This window comes from Rossellomorea aquimaris (assembly GCF_001877785.1).
Lineage (GTDB): Bacteria > Bacillota > Bacilli > Bacillales > Bacillaceae_B > Rossellomorea > Rossellomorea aquimaris_A.
Genome location: NZ_MINN01000074.1, coordinates 735578 through 751823, shown reverse-complemented (window position 1 = coordinate 751823; position 16246 = coordinate 735578). Strand labels below are relative to the sequence as shown.

15 protein-coding genes are annotated in these 16246 nt (G+C 43.0%); all 15 read left to right on the top strand.

Annotated features, from left to right (window positions below; all coding sequences use genetic code 11):
* Positions 1-2: 2 nt before the first annotated feature.
* The 15 genes from BHE18_RS07580 (at position 3) to sigG (ending at position 16200) form a co-directional block, all read left to right on the top strand.
* Positions 3-1919 carry a stage V sporulation protein D gene (locus BHE18_RS07580; protein ID WP_071618279.1) on the top strand — a complete coding sequence of 639 codons (1917 nt, stop codon included), beginning with the start codon at positions 3-5 and terminating at the stop codon, positions 1917-1919.
* Between the two features lie 109 nt (positions 1920-2028).
* Entirely contained in the window at positions 2029-3489 is a 1461-nt protein-coding gene (locus BHE18_RS07575) for a UDP-N-acetylmuramoyl-L-alanyl-D-glutamate--2,6-diaminopimelate ligase (RefSeq protein WP_071617961.1), read from the top strand.
* A gap of 2 nt (positions 3490-3491) precedes the next feature.
* On the top strand, positions 3492-3908 hold the full coding sequence (locus BHE18_RS07570) for a hypothetical protein (protein WP_071617960.1): 417 nt from the start codon (positions 3492-3494) through the stop codon (positions 3906-3908).
* 1 nt (position 3909) lies between these two features.
* Positions 3910-4884, top strand: coding sequence for a phospho-N-acetylmuramoyl-pentapeptide-transferase (mraY, locus tag BHE18_RS07565; protein ID WP_071617959.1), 975 nt, complete (start codon positions 3910-3912; stop codon positions 4882-4884).
* Entirely contained in the window at positions 4885-6234 is a 1350-nt protein-coding gene (gene murD, locus BHE18_RS07560) for a UDP-N-acetylmuramoyl-L-alanine--D-glutamate ligase (RefSeq protein WP_071617958.1), read from the top strand. It begins immediately after the preceding gene.
* Between the two features lie 114 nt (positions 6235-6348).
* The gene (gene spoVE, locus BHE18_RS07555; RefSeq protein ID WP_071617957.1) at positions 6349-7449 is read left to right on the top strand and encodes a stage V sporulation protein E; all 1101 of its coding nucleotides are present in this window, start codon (positions 6349-6351) and stop codon (positions 7447-7449) included.
* A gap of 534 nt (positions 7450-7983) precedes the next feature.
* A complete protein-coding gene (locus BHE18_RS07550; RefSeq protein ID WP_071617956.1) occupies positions 7984-8811 on the top strand; it encodes a cell division protein FtsQ/DivIB in 828 nt (275 codons plus the stop codon).
* Positions 8786-9496, top strand: a complete 711-nt coding sequence (locus tag BHE18_RS07545; protein WP_440480385.1) for a DUF881 domain-containing protein — start codon at positions 8786-8788, stop codon at positions 9494-9496. Before BHE18_RS07550 ends, BHE18_RS07545 begins: the two co-directional genes overlap by 26 nt.
* 58 nt (positions 9497-9554) lie before the next feature.
* On the top strand, positions 9555-10283 hold the full coding sequence (locus BHE18_RS07540; RefSeq protein WP_071617955.1) for a DUF881 domain-containing protein: 729 nt from the start codon (positions 9555-9557) through the stop codon (positions 10281-10283).
* Position 10284: 1 nt separating this feature from the next.
* Entirely contained in the window at positions 10285-10656 is a 372-nt protein-coding gene (locus tag BHE18_RS07535) for a small basic family protein (protein WP_071617954.1), read from the top strand.
* 108 nt (positions 10657-10764) lie between these two features.
* Positions 10765-12066, top strand: a complete 1302-nt coding sequence (gene ftsA, locus BHE18_RS07530; protein ID WP_071617953.1) for a cell division protein FtsA — start codon at positions 10765-10767, stop codon at positions 12064-12066.
* Positions 12067-12105: 39 nt separating this feature from the next.
* The gene (gene ftsZ, locus BHE18_RS07525; protein WP_071617952.1) at positions 12106-13266 is read left to right on the top strand and encodes a cell division protein FtsZ; all 1161 of its coding nucleotides are present in this window, start codon (positions 12106-12108) and stop codon (positions 13264-13266) included.
* A 269-nt stretch (positions 13267-13535) separates the two neighbouring features.
* Positions 13536-14459: a sigma-E processing peptidase SpoIIGA gene (spoIIGA, locus tag BHE18_RS07520; RefSeq protein ID WP_071617951.1), complete on the top strand. Its 924-nt coding sequence runs from the start codon at positions 13536-13538 to the stop codon at positions 14457-14459.
* A 53-nt stretch (positions 14460-14512) separates the two neighbouring features.
* Complete coding sequence (gene sigE, locus BHE18_RS07515; protein WP_071617950.1) at positions 14513-15232, top strand: RNA polymerase sporulation sigma factor SigE; 720 nt, start codon at positions 14513-14515, stop codon at positions 15230-15232.
* Positions 15233-15423: 191 nt separating this feature from the next.
* Complete coding sequence (gene sigG / locus BHE18_RS07510; RefSeq protein ID WP_071617949.1) at positions 15424-16200, top strand: RNA polymerase sporulation sigma factor SigG; 777 nt, start codon at positions 15424-15426, stop codon at positions 16198-16200.
* Positions 16201-16246: the final 46 nt, after the last annotated feature.

The window sequence follows — 16246 nt, the reverse complement described above, 5'->3', positions numbered from 1 at the left end:
TTGTGAAAAGAGTATCGAACGTAACAGTAAGGAAGAGATTGGCGATTGCTCTGATAGTGGGAGTGTTGATATTTTCCATCATTGACTTAAGGCTTGGTTATGTGCAGTTTTTTATGGGGGATATGCTGACAAGCCGAGCAAAAGATTCTTGGAGCCGGAATATCCCCTTTCAGCCTGAACGGGGGAAAATAGTGGACCGGAACGGGGTTGAGCTGGCGGGTAATCAAAGTGCCCCGACGATATTTGTCGTTCCAAGGCAAATAGCCGATCCGCAGGAAACAGCTGAGAAGCTGGCGCCTGTTCTTAATATTTCAGTAGAAACTGCATATAAATATGTAACACAGAAGGCCAGTATGGTTTTGATTAAAGAAGCCAGGAAGATATCCTATGATAAAGCAAAAGAAGTCACTGAACTAAATTTGAAAGGGGTTTACCTTGGGGAAGATTCCAAGAGATATTACCCTTACGGAAGTTATCTGTCCCATGTGCTGGGATTTGCAGGTATTGATAATCAGGGTCTGATGGGGCTTGAATTATCCTATGATGAAGAATTGACGGGGGATAAAGGATATGTCAAGTTCTTCTCTGATGCGAAAGGCAAAAGGATGGGGGATATGGCGGATGATTTCGAAGATCCCGAGAACGGACTTGACCTGAAACTTACAATTGATACGAAGGTTCAAACGATCGTGGAGAGGGAGCTTGATATTGCCCAGGCCACTTATAACCCTGACGGCATGATTGCTATAGCGATGAATCCGAAGAACGGTGAAATTTTAGCGATGGCCAGCCGTCCCACATTTGACCCTGCGAATTTCCGAAATGTGCCACAGGAAATTTACAACCGGAACCTTCCAATATGGAGTACGTATGAACCTGGTTCAACCTTCAAAATTATTACTCTGGCAGCTGCCCTGGAAGAAAAGAAGGTAGATTTATACAAAGAGAGATTTCATGATTCCGGTCATGTCGAGGTGGCAGGTTCTACCCTTCACTGCTGGAAAAGAGGGGGACACGGCACTCAAACCTTCCTCGAAGTTGTCCAGAATTCGTGCAACCCGGGGTTTGTAGAACTGGGGGAGCGCCTTGGAAAGGAAACATTATTTAAATATATTAAAGACTTCGGATTCGGACAAAAGACAGGAATCGATCTTCAAGGTGAAGGAAAAGGGATCCTGTTTAATTTAGACCGTGTAGGGCCTGTTGAACAGGCAACCACTGCTTTCGGTCAGGGAGTCGCCGTAACACCGATCCAGCAGGTGGCTGCCGTTTCTGCCGCTGTGAACGGGGGGACCCTGTACCAGCCATACATCGCAAAAGAACTGATTGATCCCGAGACAAATGAAGTTGTGATGAGAAAGTCACCTCAGGTAAAGAGGAAAGTAATCTCGGAAGAAACATCCAAACAAATTCGTGAAGCGCTCGAAAGTGTAGTGGCACAAGGTACAGGCGGCAATGCATTCGTGGATGGATACAGGGTAGGAGGGAAAACCGGGACTGCCCAAAAAGCCAAGGATGGAAAGTACTTGGAGAATAATCATATTGTTTCATTCATGGGTGTGGCACCAGCTGATGATCCTGAAATCGTCGTGTATGTTGCCGTCGACAATCCAAAAGGAACCATACAATTTGGAGGAGTCGTAGCTGCCCCTATTGCCGGTAGCATCATCGGGGATAGTCTTGTGGCAATGGGCGTACCAAAGAGAAAGGATCAAATTGAAAAGAAAATGAAATGGGATGACATCCCTCTCATTGAAACTCCCGACTTAATCGGTTTGACCAAAAAAGATCTGCAGGAACAACTGGTCAATTTAAACCTTGATATAAGTGGAAGCGGGGATAAGGTTGTAAACCAGTCACCTGATCCGGGTGTGAAAATCAAACAGGGTTCCACAGTCCGGATTTACCTGGCTGAATAAATGGGCGTCAAAGGAAAGTTACGAACTAAGTTAAAAGGTTGATAGCTTTCAAGACTATTTTTATGTAAAATATAAAAAGGTTGCTTTCTACCTGTGAGGAGTTGAAATGATGAGATTGCACGCTTTGCTGGAAGTACTGCCGTTTTACAAAGTACAGGGTGAAGGAAATCCGGCTATTTCAAACATCGCAAACCACCATAAGAAAGTAAAGAATGGGGATTTATTTATCTGCATCAAAGGTTTGGAGGTTGACAGTCATTCGCTCGCCCATATTGCAGAGAAAAACGGTGCAGCTGCTATCCTTGCAGAAAGGAAAGTGGATGTTACTATACCCGTAATCATTGTACCGGACACGAAAAAAGCGATGGCTGTTCTTTCGGATCATTTTTATGAACAGCCTTCACATCAGTTGTTGCTGGTTGGTGTGACAGGCACGAATGGCAAAACTACAACGACTCATCTGATTGATCAGGTATTTACCAGCAATGGAATGAAGACAGGGCTTATAGGGACGATGCATATCAAAGCAGGCGACGAGCTTGAGGTGAGTCATAATACGACGCCGGACAGCTTGACTCTGCAGCAGACGTTCCGCAGGTTTTGCAGAAAAGGGGTCACTTCTGCGATCATGGAGGTTTCCTCCCATGCACTCGATCAAGGGAGGGTTCATGGATGTGACTATGATATTGCCGTATTCACAAATTTATCGCAGGATCATTTGGATTATCACCGTTCCATGGAAGAGTATCGCAATGCAAAAGGCTTATTGTTTTCACAATTAGGAAATACTTATTATAAAAAAACTCCTAAATATGCCATCATCAACAAAGATGACGATGCAGCGGACTATTTTATCAAATCCACAGCAGCGCATGTATTCACGTATGGTCTATCAGAGAAAGCAGATTTCCGTGCCAGGGACCTGCAATTAAATCCATCAGAATCTTCCTTTACTCTGATCAGTCCGTTTGGAGAGAAGGAAATGGTTCTCTCTCTTGCAGGGAAATTCAATGTATATAATGCACTCGCTGCGATTGCTGCAGCTGCAGCTGCCGGAATACCGGTCGAACAAAGTGTTAAGTCCCTTGAAAACGCACAGGGAGTAAGAGGGAGGTTTGAAGCGGTGTCGGAGGGCCAGCCTTTTTCTGTGATCATTGATTATGCCCACACACCTGATGGGTTGAAAAATGTCCTGGAGACCATTCAATCCATAGCGGACGGTAAAATCATCGTCGTTGTGGGATGCGGCGGCGACAGGGACAAAATCAAGCGGCCCATCATGGCAGAAATTGCTTGTGAGTACGGTGATTTTGCTATTTTTACATCAGATAATCCAAGAACGGAAAACCCCATCGATATCTTAAAAGATATGGAAGCCGGTGTCGTCGGAAAAGAATATAAGTTGATTGCGGATCGAAAAGATGCAATAAAAGCAGCCATCCTTCAGGCAAAAGAAGGAGACATTGTCCTTATTGCGGGCAAAGGCCATGAAACTTACCAGATTATCGGGAATGATGTATGTGACTTCGATGATCGTGAAGTTGCAAGGCAAATCATCAGGGAGCTGTAATCATGCTTTTTTATGAAGATGTCAAGAAACTGTTTCCAAATACACGGGGTGTCGAACTGAGGGGGACAGCATTTCAAACGGTTTCCCCGCTTTCCGGCGTCAAACTGGAGAAGGGGTTATATATTCCATTAAATTCCCATGTGAAGCTATTTGACAGCATCACCAATGGTGCCGTTGCTTCTTTATGGGAGAGAAGTGAAACGGTTCCTCTATTTGTACCGAACCATTTTCCGTTGTTCATGGTCGATAATATCCATGCAGCTTACCGGGAACTTAAACATTTTTACAGACAAAAAACCAATGAAGAAAAGTGGGAAATTATGACGAAGTTTATTTGTAATAGTGAATCTGATTTAAAAACAGCAGTGAATGTAGAAAACTTGGAAGATATGGACCAAGGTAAGAAAGGAGGGGAATAGAGTGCTTGAGCAAGTTATATTTTTCACAATTATTATGGCATTTCTCATCACCGTTCTGCTCTCTCCGGTATTTATTCCCTTCTTGCGAAGGTTGAAGTTTGGTCAGAGCATCAGGGATGAAGGTCCTCAGTCGCACCAAAAGAAAACGGGCACCCCGACAATGGGGGGGATTGTATTTCTACTATCGATTGTCATCACAACCTTTGTTATGACAGGAAAATACTCCGAGCCGGGCGCTGAAACTTATCTTTTGCTTCTCGTGACAGTAGGATTTGGCCTTCTGGGTTTTCTGGATGATTTTATCAAAGTAGTCATGAAGCGTAACCTGGGCTTAACCTCCAAGCAAAAGCTCCTGGGCCAGATAGTAATCTCTGCAATATTTTATTTCATCTTTAAGCAGAATGACTTTCCGACCACTGTTTCCATTCCATTGACAGATATGTCCTTTGATCTTGGGTGGTTCTATGTAGTGTTCATTATATTCTGGCTGGTCGGTTTTTCAAATGCTGTGAATATTACAGACGGCCTGGATGGATTGGTATCAGGTACATCGGCTATTGCTTTTGGTGCTTTGGCAGTGCTTGCCTGGAATCAGGGTCAATATGATGTAGCGATATTCGGTGTAGCAGTGGTAGGAGCCGTCCTTGGTTTCCTTGTGTTCAATGCACACCCGGCCAAGGTATTCATGGGCGATACCGGCTCACTTGCACTCGGGGGGGCAATTGCTACAATTGCCATTCTGACGAAACTGGAGATCATCCTGATTTTGATCGGAGGAGTCTTCGTTATTGAAACATTGTCAGTCATTTTGCAGGTTGCCTCTTTTAAAACAACTGGAAAACGAATCTTCAAAATGAGTCCTCTGCACCATCATTACGAGCTTGTCGGCTGGTCTGAATGGAGAGTGGTCGTGACATTTTGGACGGTTGGTTTGCTTTTTGCTGTATTAGGAATCTATATCGAGGTGTGGTTATAATTGAAAAAAATTACGAAGTTCAAACATAAAAAAGTTCTTGTACTAGGTCTGGCAAAGAGCGGAGTGAGCGCCGCTTCATTACTACATAAGCTGGAAGCTTTTGTAACAGTCAATGATCAGAAGCCTTTGGCGGAAAATCCCGAGGCTCAGGGTCTCCTTCAAGAAGGGATCAAAGTGATATGCGGGAGCCATCCCATCGAATTATTGGATGAAGGCTTTGAATACGTCGTTAAAAATCCCGGCATCCCTTATCATAATCCGCTTATAAAAAGGGCTGTTGAAAAGGGGATTCCGGTTCTTACCGAAGTGGAACTTGCCTATTTGGTATCTGAGGCTGAAATGATCGGCATTACCGGTACAAATGGAAAAACGACTACAACGACACTGCTCTATGAAATCCTGAATGAAGGCGGGCAGCACCCTCTGATTGCAGGGAATATCGGAACGGTTGCTTCAGAAGTGGCGCAGACAGCGGATGAAGATGAAAAAATGGTTGTCGAGCTCTCCTCGTTCCAACTAATGGGGATCCAGGAATTCTCCCCTCATATCGCCATCATAACAAATCTCTATGAAGCACATCTTGATTATCACGGAGATATCGGGGAATATTGGCATGCAAAAGCAAATATTACAAAGAATCAGACTGAAGATGATTACTTGATCATCAATTATGACCAGGACCATCTCGTGAAGACTGTTGATTTTACTAAAGCGTCCATTATCCCATTCTCCACTACTCAGGAAGTGGAAAGGGGAGCCTATATAAAGGCAGGCGGAATCTATTTCAAAAAAGAACGTGTCGGGGAATTGTCCTCTGTTGTACTGCCGGGTGCACATAATCTTGAAAATATACTTTGTGCTGTGGCTGCTGCTAAATTATATGGAGTATCGAACGAAAGCATAATGAGTGTGCTGGGAACATTCGCGGGAGTAAAGCATCGTACTCAATTTGTAAAAGAAGTGAATGGACGGAAGTTTTACAATGATTCCAAAGCAACAAACACACTGGCAACGAAAAGTGCACTCAATGCCTTTAACACCCCAACCATATTACTTGCCGGTGGATTGGACAGAGGGAACGGTTTCGATGACCTCATCCCTCATTTGAAAAATGTAAAGACACTCATTACATTCGGAGAGACAGCTGAGAAATTGCAGCAAACGGGACAAAAGGCAGGGATACAAACGATCCTCAGTGTCGATAATGTGGAGAAGGCAGTGCCGGCCGCTTATGAAAACTCGGAAGAAGGGGATGTGATCCTGTTGTCCCCCGCATGCGCAAGCTGGGATCAATATCGAACTTTTGAAGAACGTGGTGACATTTTTATTAAAGCGGTGCATAACCTTTAATAAGGGCTTGTCATTAAAAAGCAAGATTACTTAAACAACCAGAAAGGCATTCTTAGAAACTGAACGGTATGTATTGCTTGAAGCGGCTCAAATACGTCTATTCGAGGTGTTAAGATGCCTTTAAAAAAATCTACTCCGGATTTTATCCTTATAATCGTGACACTTACACTTTTAGCTGTCGGATTGATCATGGTGTACAGTGCCAGCGCGGTATGGGCAGATTATAAATTCGATGATTCATTCTTTTTTGCCAAAAGACAGCTGCTATTTGCGGCCGTAGGGGTATTTGCCATGTTTTTTATCATGAATGTGGAGTATTGGACATGGAGAAATTGGGCAAAAGTACTTATCATCATCTGTTTTGTACTGCTTGTACTAGTATTGATACCGGGAATCGGAGTATTGAGAAATGGATCCCGGAGCTGGATCGGAGTAGGAGCCTTTTCCATTCAGCCATCAGAATTCATGAAGCTGGCAATGATTGCTTTCCTGGCAAAATATTTGTCTGAAAACCAAAAATATATTACTTCCTTCAGAAAAGGGGTCCTGCCTTCGTTGTTATTGGTGTTTACAGCGTTCGGCATGATCATGCTTCAGCCGGATTTAGGGACAGGTACCGTCATGGTCGGAACATGTGTAGTGATGATTTTCATTTCAGGTGCAAGAGTGATGCATTTTGCCTGGATGGGACTGGCAGGTTTGGCAGGATTCGCTGCCCTGGTCGTTTCGGCTCCATACAGGATCAAACGGATCACTTCCTTCCTTGATCCCTGGGAAGACCCGCTTAACAGCGGCTTTCAGATCATTCAATCGCTGTATGCAATCGGTCCCGGAGGACTTTTTGGTTTAGGGCTGGGTGAAAGCAGACAGAAGTTTTTCTATCTGCCTGAACCGCAGAATGATTTCATATTTGCGATATTGGCAGAGGAATTGGGGTTCATTGGAGGTACGTTTGTCCTTCTTCTTTTCGCTCTGATCCTCTGGCGGGGCATACGGATCGCGCTTGGCGCCCCTGATCTATTTGGAAGTTTCCTTGCTGTAGGGATTGTATCCATGATCGCCATCCAGGTTATGATCAACGTCGGGGTAGTAACAGGCCTGATGCCTGTAACAGGCATCACCCTCCCATTCTTAAGCTACGGGGGATCCTCCCTGACCCTCATGCTCATGGCAGTGGGCGTCCTCCTGAACATCAGCCGCTATTCAAGAAACTAAAAAGATTGGCTTACAATCATTCATCGTCAGGAACAACTGACAGAATGATTCGGGAGCCGATCTTTTTTTGGTAAAAAAAGAACTATTCAGCAAATTTTATTGAAATAGTAATAGGATATTCGGAGGTTAGATGTTACAATTAATTACATAAACGAAACGTGTGAAAGTACCTGAGGTCTTCAATATTATAGGAGGTTATATTACTTTTATTAACCAAAACTTTTACAATTCAATGACATCCTTTCATAACATGGAATTGGTGTTTAGAATAGAGGGAAAGAGTGTAATTAATTTAAGGTTATTCTCTTTATGATTCCATGGAATATACATAACGATTATTTGAAATTTTCATTATGTTTGATGCAGGTAAGGGAATGTAAATTGACTTCAAAATGATAACCGTCCTAATCTCTTTCACATCCATTGCTCTATCTTCACCAAGAGAAGGTAACCCGTATTGGAAAGAGTACTTTCATTTTTTCAGGCATGGTGAAGCATGCCCCATAAATACGAAATGAAATTGAGGAAAACGTAATGAGAAAAGAAAATGTTGTTTCCATTGAAGAAAGAATTCCCAAACTGAAACAGCACAGAAAAAAGAAAGCAAACAGAAGGCTGATATTCCTGCTCGCACTTTTCCTGCTCATGATCCTGTCTGTGATTTACTTTCAATCCCCTCTCAGTCATGTGAAGAACATTGAAGTGAAAGGGAATGAGCTTGTCCCGGTCGAAACGATTATTTCCGAGAGCAAAATAAAGCAAGGAATGAATGTCTGGAGTGTCAATAAGAAAGAAACCGCTGAACGGCTGAATAAACTTCCTGAGATAAAGAATGCTCAAGTGAAGATGTCCTTTCCCAATTCATTTGTAATCGAAGTGGATGAACTTGGGAAAAAAGCATATCTTCTTAAAGATAATAAGTTCCAGATCATTTTGGAAAATGGCAAGGTGCTGAATAAGGGTACTGATTCCATTCCTGTCGATGCCCCTCTTCTGAGAGGATTCAAAGAGGATAAGGCATTGAAAAAAATGATTTCTGAATTAGGGGAGCTTCCCAAAGAGGTACAGCACCTGATTTCTGAAATAAATCTGACGCCGAAGAAGACTGATCAATACCATTTAACTTTATTTATGAACGATGGTTATGAAGTGAGTGCCACCATAAGGACTTTTTCTGAGAAGATGGAGCATTACCCTTCGATCGTCAGTCAATTGGACCCTTCGCAAAAAGGGGTCATTGATTTAGAGGTGGGTTCTTATTTCCGGTCATATGAATCTGAGGAAGCGGAAAGTGATGCCGAGCCGGAAAGTGATGCTGCAGAAGAAGGTGAAGGAGATGTCGGGGATGAAAGTGAAGGGTAAACATGTTATCCTCTCCCTCGTAAGCCTGGTTCTGGGTTTCATACTTGCTTTTTCCTACAGTATTGCCAACTCGGAAGAAAACGGTCCAGGGAAACGCAGCAACGGCCAATGGAAGCAGGAAGAAGAACTGCGGGATCAAATTCTTTCCCAGCAGCAGAAGAATAATAATCTTCAGGAACAGCTTTATGAAAAACAGGAAAAAGTAGTCAATATGGAAAAGGAATTCTCTAAAGAAAAGCAAATCTATTTCAACCTTGCAGAAGAGGCGGAAAAGTACCGCATGTTCTTAGGGAAGACCAAAGTTAAAGGTCAGGGAGTGAAAGTGACGCTTTCTGACGCTGACTATAAACCGAATGAAGATAACGCAAATAATTATATTGTCCATGAACACCATATTTTCAAGGTGATAAACGAATTGTATATAGCTGGTGCATCAGCAGTCGCCATAAACGGTCAAAGGCTGAAGCATGATTCCTATGTACTGTGCCATGGACCGGTGATCCAAATCGATGGAATAGAATATCCGGCTCCATTTGAAATAACGGCAATCGGAGATTCGGAGGTTCTCTCTTCCGCAATGAATATTACAGGCGGGGTGAAAGATCAACTGGTCAACGAGAACATTGAATTCTCTTTAGAAAAGAAAACGGAAATTGTTCTCGAACCATTGATTGGCGAATCATAAAGTCTGGACTGTGATTTTTTATTTTATAGAAAGTGATCTGGAAGCAAGGTGAAGGGGATTGGACAACAAGCTAAAAGCGAGTTTTACGGTTATCACCATTATCATCGGTTTCATGATTGCCATTCAATTTCAGACAGTCAAGGAACCTGTTGTCCGTGATACAAGAGATATATGGGAATTAAGGGATGCTCTCTTAAAAGAGAAAGAACTGAATTCCAGCCTTCTAGAGGAGATGCGGGCTGTCGAAGAGAAGCTTGTAACTTACCAAACAGAGAGAGAAGCAAGTCCCGAGCAGGCATTGAAACAAACTTTAGAGGAATTGAAAACAGAAGCGGGTTTGACCGGGAAAAAAGGTACAGGTCTGATTCTTACCATTGAACCGGCCATGGAAGAAATATTGCTGGGTGAAAAAGTGCAGACTGTCTCCCCTCAGCTCCTCGAGAGGCTGGTAAATGAGTTGAATCAATATGACGCGATGGATATTTCGATCGATGGACACCGGCTTATCAACACTTCGGTAATCCGTGATATTAACGGAGAAACAAATATCGATGGTTTCTCGATCACCAAAATACCGTTTGAAGTCAGAGTTTTGACAAAGGATCTTGAGACCGCTCAAAAATTGTACAACCGTATGCAGGTGTCGCAGTCTGTAGAGGATTTCTTCATCGATAATCTTCGGGTATCCATATCCAAACCTTTGAAAGAAGTGGAATTACCGGCATATGAGGATACAATAAGGGTCCGTTATATGGAACCTGTCAGTGAAAGAGGAGGTAGCGGATGATATGTGGCTTCCCGTATTGGGGCTGCTGGTAGGGGTCATACTCGGCCTTCTTACGGATATTAGAATTCCAGATGAGTACTCGAACTATTTATCGATAGCAGTCCTGGCTGCACTGGATACGCTATTCGGCGGAATACGTGCACACCTCCAAAATATTTACGATGAAAAAGTCTTTGTTTCGGGATTCTTTTTTAATATTTTACTGGCAGCAAGTTTAGCTTTTCTAGGGGTCCATCTTGGTGTAGACTTATATCTGGCAGCTGTTTTTGCTTTTGGAGTCAGATTGTTCCAGAACATAGCAGTCATCAGACGGATACTAATTAGCAATTGGACGAATAATCATGAAAAAAGAGAAAAAAATTCAGAATTTTAAAAGGGAATCGTTTTTGTTACGACGAATATCTTATTTAAGATATACTTAGAATTGAGACTATCTAGGGGTTGTTGTTCCCATAAACATTCTTTAAGGAGGTGCCATAGAGTGAACAGCAATGAAATTTACGTTAGCCTAGACATCGGTACATCCACAGTGAAAGTGATCATTGGAGAAATGTCAAATGATTCCTTGAACATTATCGGTGTAGGAAATGTAGAATCGGAAGGAATCAGAAAGGGTTCCATCGTAGATATAGACGAAACTGTTCATACAATTAAGAAGGCAGTAGAACAAGCGGAGAGAATGGTCGGATTATCCATAAGCCACGTCATCGTCGGCATCACCGGAAATCACGTATCACTCCAAAATTGTCACGGAGTGGTTGCCGTTTCCAGTGAGAACCGTGAAATAGGGGATGAGGATGTCCTTAGGGTAATGGATGCTGCGCAAGTTGTGTCGATCCCTCCTGAAAGGGAAATCATCAATGTCATTCCAAGACAGTTCATCGTTGACGGATTGGATGAGATTACAGATCCGAGAGGCATGATTGGTGTTCGCCTTGAAATGGAAGGCACCATCATCACGGGATCCAAGACAATATTACATAATACGCTGCGTTGTGTGGAAAAAGCAGGACTTGAAATTGTGGATATTGTGCTGCAGCCATTGGCAGCCGGATCAGTCGCTCTTTCTAAAGATGAAAAGAATCTGGGGGCGGCATTGATTGATATTGGCGGCGGTTCAACAACGATAGCCGTTTTCGAGCAGGGTCATCTGAAGGCCACTACGGTATTACCGGTTGGCGGTGAACATATTACAAAGGATTTATCCATCGGTCTAAGGACGTCAACCGAAGATGCTGAGAAGATAAAGACTAAATATGGACATGCTTTTTATGATCATGCATCAGAAGATGAAGTATTCAGTGTCCCGATTATCGGAAGTGACCAACATCAACAATTTAATCAATTAGAAATTTCTGATATCATAGAAGCAAGGCTTGAAGAGATCCTTGACCTTATCAGCCATGAACTGAAGAGAATGGGTATCAGGGACCTGCCTGGCGGATATGTATTGACTGGCGGTGTAGTAAATCTCCCAGGTGTGTTAGAATTAGCACAAATTGTATTCCAGAACAGAGTACGAGTAGCGATCCCGGATTATATCGGGGTGAGGGAGCCGCAGTATACGACAGCTGTCGGATTGATAAAATATGCACAGAAGAATGCGAGATTACAAGGAAAGACCGTAAGTGCAGAACCTGTGCCTGTTGAAGCATCCGAAAAAAGGCAGCAGCCGAAACAAACAAATAAGAAGCCGAAGCCAGCTAAAGTAACAGAAGAAACACATGAAGATGATAAGGCGATGTCAAAAGTGAAAAAGTTCTTTGGATACTTCTTTGAATAATAAGGAATCCATTGATTCGACGAGTTAGGAGGATTTGTCATGTTGGAGTTTGATACAAATTTAGATTCATTAGCAACCATAAAAGTTATCGGTGTCGGTGGCGGCGGAAACAACGCAGTCAACCGTATGATTGAGCATGGCGTCCAGGGTGTTGAATTTATTGCCGTCAATACAGACGCACAGGCTCTTAATCTATCAAAAGCCGAGATTAAGATGCAAATCGGCGGGAAACTGACGAGGGGACTTGGCGCAGGAGCCAATCCTGAAGTTGGTAAAAAAGCTGCAGAAGAAAGTAAAGAGCAGATCGAAGAAGCATTAAGAGGGGCGGACATGGTGTTCGTAACCGCAGGTATGGGAGGCGGTACCGGTACTGGTGCGGCACCTGTCATTGCTCAGATCGCACGTGAAATCGGTGCGTTGACGGTCGGTGTTGTGACCCGTCCATTCACTTTCGAGGGCCGCAAGCGTTCAAATCAGGCAAGCGGCGGGATCGCTGCCATGAAGGAAGGCGTGGATACGTTAATCGTCATCCCTAATGACAGACTTCTTGAAATCGTTGACAAGAGCACTCCGATGCTTGAAGCATTCAGGGAAGCGGATAACGTTCTCCGACAAGGTGTACAGGGTATTTCCGACCTTATCGCAACACCTGGATTGATCAATCTTGATTTTGCGGATGTTAAAACAATTATGTCCAATAAAGGTTCCGCTTTAATGGGGATCGGAGCTGCATCAGGAGAGAATCGTGCAGCAGAAGCGGCTAAAAAAGCAGTTTCGAGTCCATTGCTTGAAACATCAATCGATGGTGCCCAGGGTGTATTGATGAACATCACAGGCGGTACAAGCCTGAGCCTGTATGAAGTACAGGAAGCTGCAGATATCGTTGCTTCTGCATCCGACCAGGATGTTAACATGATTTTCGGTTCAGTCATAAACGAAGACTTAAAAGATGATATCATAGTAACTGTCATCGCAACCGGATTCAATGAAGAAGTATTACAGGCACCGAAACAGACCCGACCTACATTTGGCGGCGTGAAGCCTAACCCTGCTCCGTCAGGACAGCAGATGAAGCGTGAACAGCCAAAACGTGAGGAAACTCAACAACAAGAACCTGTACGTTCTTCATCTAATAATCAAGGTGCCGAGGAAACACTCGATATCCCAACTTTCCTTCGCAACAGAAACCGCAGACGATAATTACTGCTGACTGTAATGTTCGTACAGTTAAATAACTTTCACAAAAAAGACCCCGTTTCCAGGGGTCTTTTTTGTATTTTCTACACTCACGACTCCACAATGATCCGTTCTAATATGAGGTGACATATTTCGCTTCTTTCTCTTAAAAGTTTTCCTGCCTGCCTTACATAAAATGACAAACTTTTAGAGGGGATGTACGATATACTTCCTATAAGTCAATCAGTTTTAACTGAGGCATAGAACTAGATGAAGTTTAAGGAGGGTAGCGATTGACCTTATATTTAGATGTCATCTGGCTGCTGAATGTATGTGTGGATTTTATTTTGCTCTGGCTGACAGGCTTGATCCTCCGGAGACACTATGTTCTGTGGAGGATTGCAATAGGGAGTCTAATTGGTTCCGCCATCATCATTCTTTCATTTTCTCCCTACGCGTTTCTGGTAGGAAATCCTCTGGTAAAACTGTTATTTTCTTTAGTCATGGTCTATTCTTCATTCGGGTTTAAGAGACTGCGTTTCTTCTTGACAAATCTTCTCATGTTTTATTTCGTCACGTTTTTAACAGGAGGGATTCTTATAGGGGCACATTATTTCCTTACCTTTGACCCGGGTGCTAAAACGACTGTTTTAATGGCCAGCATCAAGGGGTTCGGCGATCCGATCAGCTGGATATTCGTCATGCTGGCTCTTCCTGCAGCGTGGTATTTTTCTAAGAGCAGGATGGACAGCGTGGAGTACGTAAAAATTCAATATGATCAGCTGGTGGATGTCTTTTTGAAAATCGGAGCATTCGAAGTTACCGTGAAAGGTTTAGTGGACAGCGGCAACCAGTTGCTGGACCCCATTTCAAAAACACCGGTCATGATTGTGTCGGTATCTTCCTTGAAGGGAACCATTCCGGAAGAAATCAATGTGTTATGTGAAGAAGCTGAAGAAATCTTCTCAGGACAAAGCAGCCTGGATGTAAATTGGTCAGACCGATTAAGAATCGTCCCTGCTCAGTCAGTCGGAAGAAAAAGCCAGCTGCTGGCAGCGATAAAGCCCGATTCCATAACCCTTAAAGATCATGAGTCGTCCTGGCCAGCAAACGGATTGATCGTTTTCAGGAAAGAACCGCTTTCTGCAGATGAAAGCTTTGGGGCGATCGTCCATCCAAAAATGGCTGCCGGTAAGCCGGTACAGAATGTTTCGTAGTTCGAATACTATTACTATACTCACATTCTAAAGAAATAGAAGGGGGAGCAACGATGAAAAAATTAAAAATCAAATTTTTATATGTTTGGTACAAATTATTAATCAAGCTTGGAATAAAGACGGACGAAATTTACTACATAGGAGGCAGTGAGGCCCTGCCTCCCCCTCTTAGCAAAGAGGAAGAAGAAGTTCTTCTTAATAAATTGCCCAATGGCGATAAAGCGGCACGATCGCTCCTTATTGAACGTAACCTTAGATTAGTCGTGTACATTGCCAGGAAATTTGAAAATACAGGGATCAACATTGAAGACTTGATCAGCATTGGGACAATAGGCCTGATTAAAGCAGTCAATACCTTCAACCCCGAAAAAAAGATCAAACTTGCTACTTATGCCTCAAGGTGCATAGAAAATGAAATTCTTATGTATCTTAGACGAAACAATAAGATCAGATCGGAAGTTTCCTTTGATGAGCCCCTGAATATAGATTGGGACGGCAATGAATTACTGCTGTCAGATGTTCTTGGGACAGACGAAGACATTATTACGAAAGACCTGGAAGCGACGGTGGATAAAAAGCTGTTGTTTAACGCTCTGCATCAGCTGTCAGATCGTGAAAAACAAATAATGGAACTTAGATTCGGCCTCATGGGGGAAGAAGAGAAGACCCAGAAAGATGTAGCTGATATGCTGGGGATATCCCAATCGTATATATCCAGACTGGAAAAAAGGATCATCAAGAGGCTGAAAAAAGAATTTAATAAAATGGTTTGATAATTCAAGGCTGATCTTTTAAAAAGATCAGCCTTTTTGTTCGTTCAATAAAAATATTTCGCGTATTTTTTTCTAGTATTTGTAAGGGGTTTGGAGGAATTGAGCATTACACCGGCAAAATGAAATGCATATTTTTCCTCTTCAAGGAAATACTGAATTTTGTACAACAGCTCCTGCAAGGAGGGGAAAGAATGACACGAAATAAAGTTGAGATTTGCGGTGTAGATACTTCAAAATTACCAGTATTGAAGAATGAAGAAATGAGAGTGCTGTTCAAACAAATGCAAGCTGGTGACATATCAGCAAGAGAGAAGCTTGTTAATGGTAATTTACGTCTCGTCTTAAGTGTAATTCAACGCTTTAACAACCGTGGTGAGTATGTGGATGACTTGTTTCAAGTCGGATGTATTGGTTTGATGAAATCAATCGATAACTTTGATTTAGGTCAAAATGTACGGTTCTCCACCTATGCAGTACCAATGATCATTGGGGAGATTCGCCGCTACCTGCGCGACAATAATCCCATACGCGTCTCGCGCTCTCTGCGTGACATAGCTTACAAGGCCCTGCAAGTAAGGGAAAGGCTTATGAGTGAAACGTCCAAAGAACCGACAGCCGAAGAAATTGCCAAGGTTCTTGATGTCCCGCATGAAGAAATTGTCTTTGCCCTGGACGCCATCCAGGATCCGGTTTCCTTATTCGAGCCCATATATAATGATGGGGGAGATCCTATCTTTGTAATGGACCAGCTTAGCGATGAACGGAACCGTGACTTTCATTGGATTGAGGAAATCGCATTACAGGAAGGTATGCGGAGATTGAATGACAGGGAAAAGCTGATCATCAGTAAACGCTTTTTCCAAGGAAAAACCCAAATGGAAGTTGCTGACGAAATCGGGATTTCACAAGCTCAAGTATCCCGTTTGGAGAAAGCAGCAATCAAACAAATGAATAAGAATATCCAATAAGAGAGAAATCCATGAGATAAACGGAACCTCTCCTGGACAAATCGAG

Coding starts and splice junctions, on each gene's coding strand:
- BHE18_RS07575 (WP_071617961.1), top strand. CDS start 2,029: ATGAGATTGCACGCTTTGCTGGAAGTACTGCCGTTTTACAAAGTACAG.
- BHE18_RS07570 (WP_071617960.1), top strand. CDS start 3,492: ATGCTTTTTTATGAAGATGTCAAGAAACTGTTTCCAAATACACGGGGT.
- spoVE (WP_071617957.1), top strand. CDS start 6,349: ATGCCTTTAAAAAAATCTACTCCGGATTTTATCCTTATAATCGTGACA.
- BHE18_RS07550 (WP_071617956.1), top strand. CDS start 7,984: ATGAGAAAAGAAAATGTTGTTTCCATTGAAGAAAGAATTCCCAAACTG.
- BHE18_RS07545 (WP_440480385.1), top strand. CDS start 8,786: ATGTCGGGGATGAAAGTGAAGGGTAAACATGTTATCCTCTCCCTCGTA.
- BHE18_RS07535 (WP_071617954.1), top strand. CDS start 10,285: ATGTGGCTTCCCGTATTGGGGCTGCTGGTAGGGGTCATACTCGGCCTT.
- ftsZ (WP_071617952.1), top strand. CDS start 12,106: ATGTTGGAGTTTGATACAAATTTAGATTCATTAGCAACCATAAAAGTT.
- sigE (WP_071617950.1), top strand. CDS start 14,513: ATGAAAAAATTAAAAATCAAATTTTTATATGTTTGGTACAAATTATTA.
- sigG (WP_071617949.1), top strand. CDS start 15,424: ATGACACGAAATAAAGTTGAGATTTGCGGTGTAGATACTTCAAAATTA.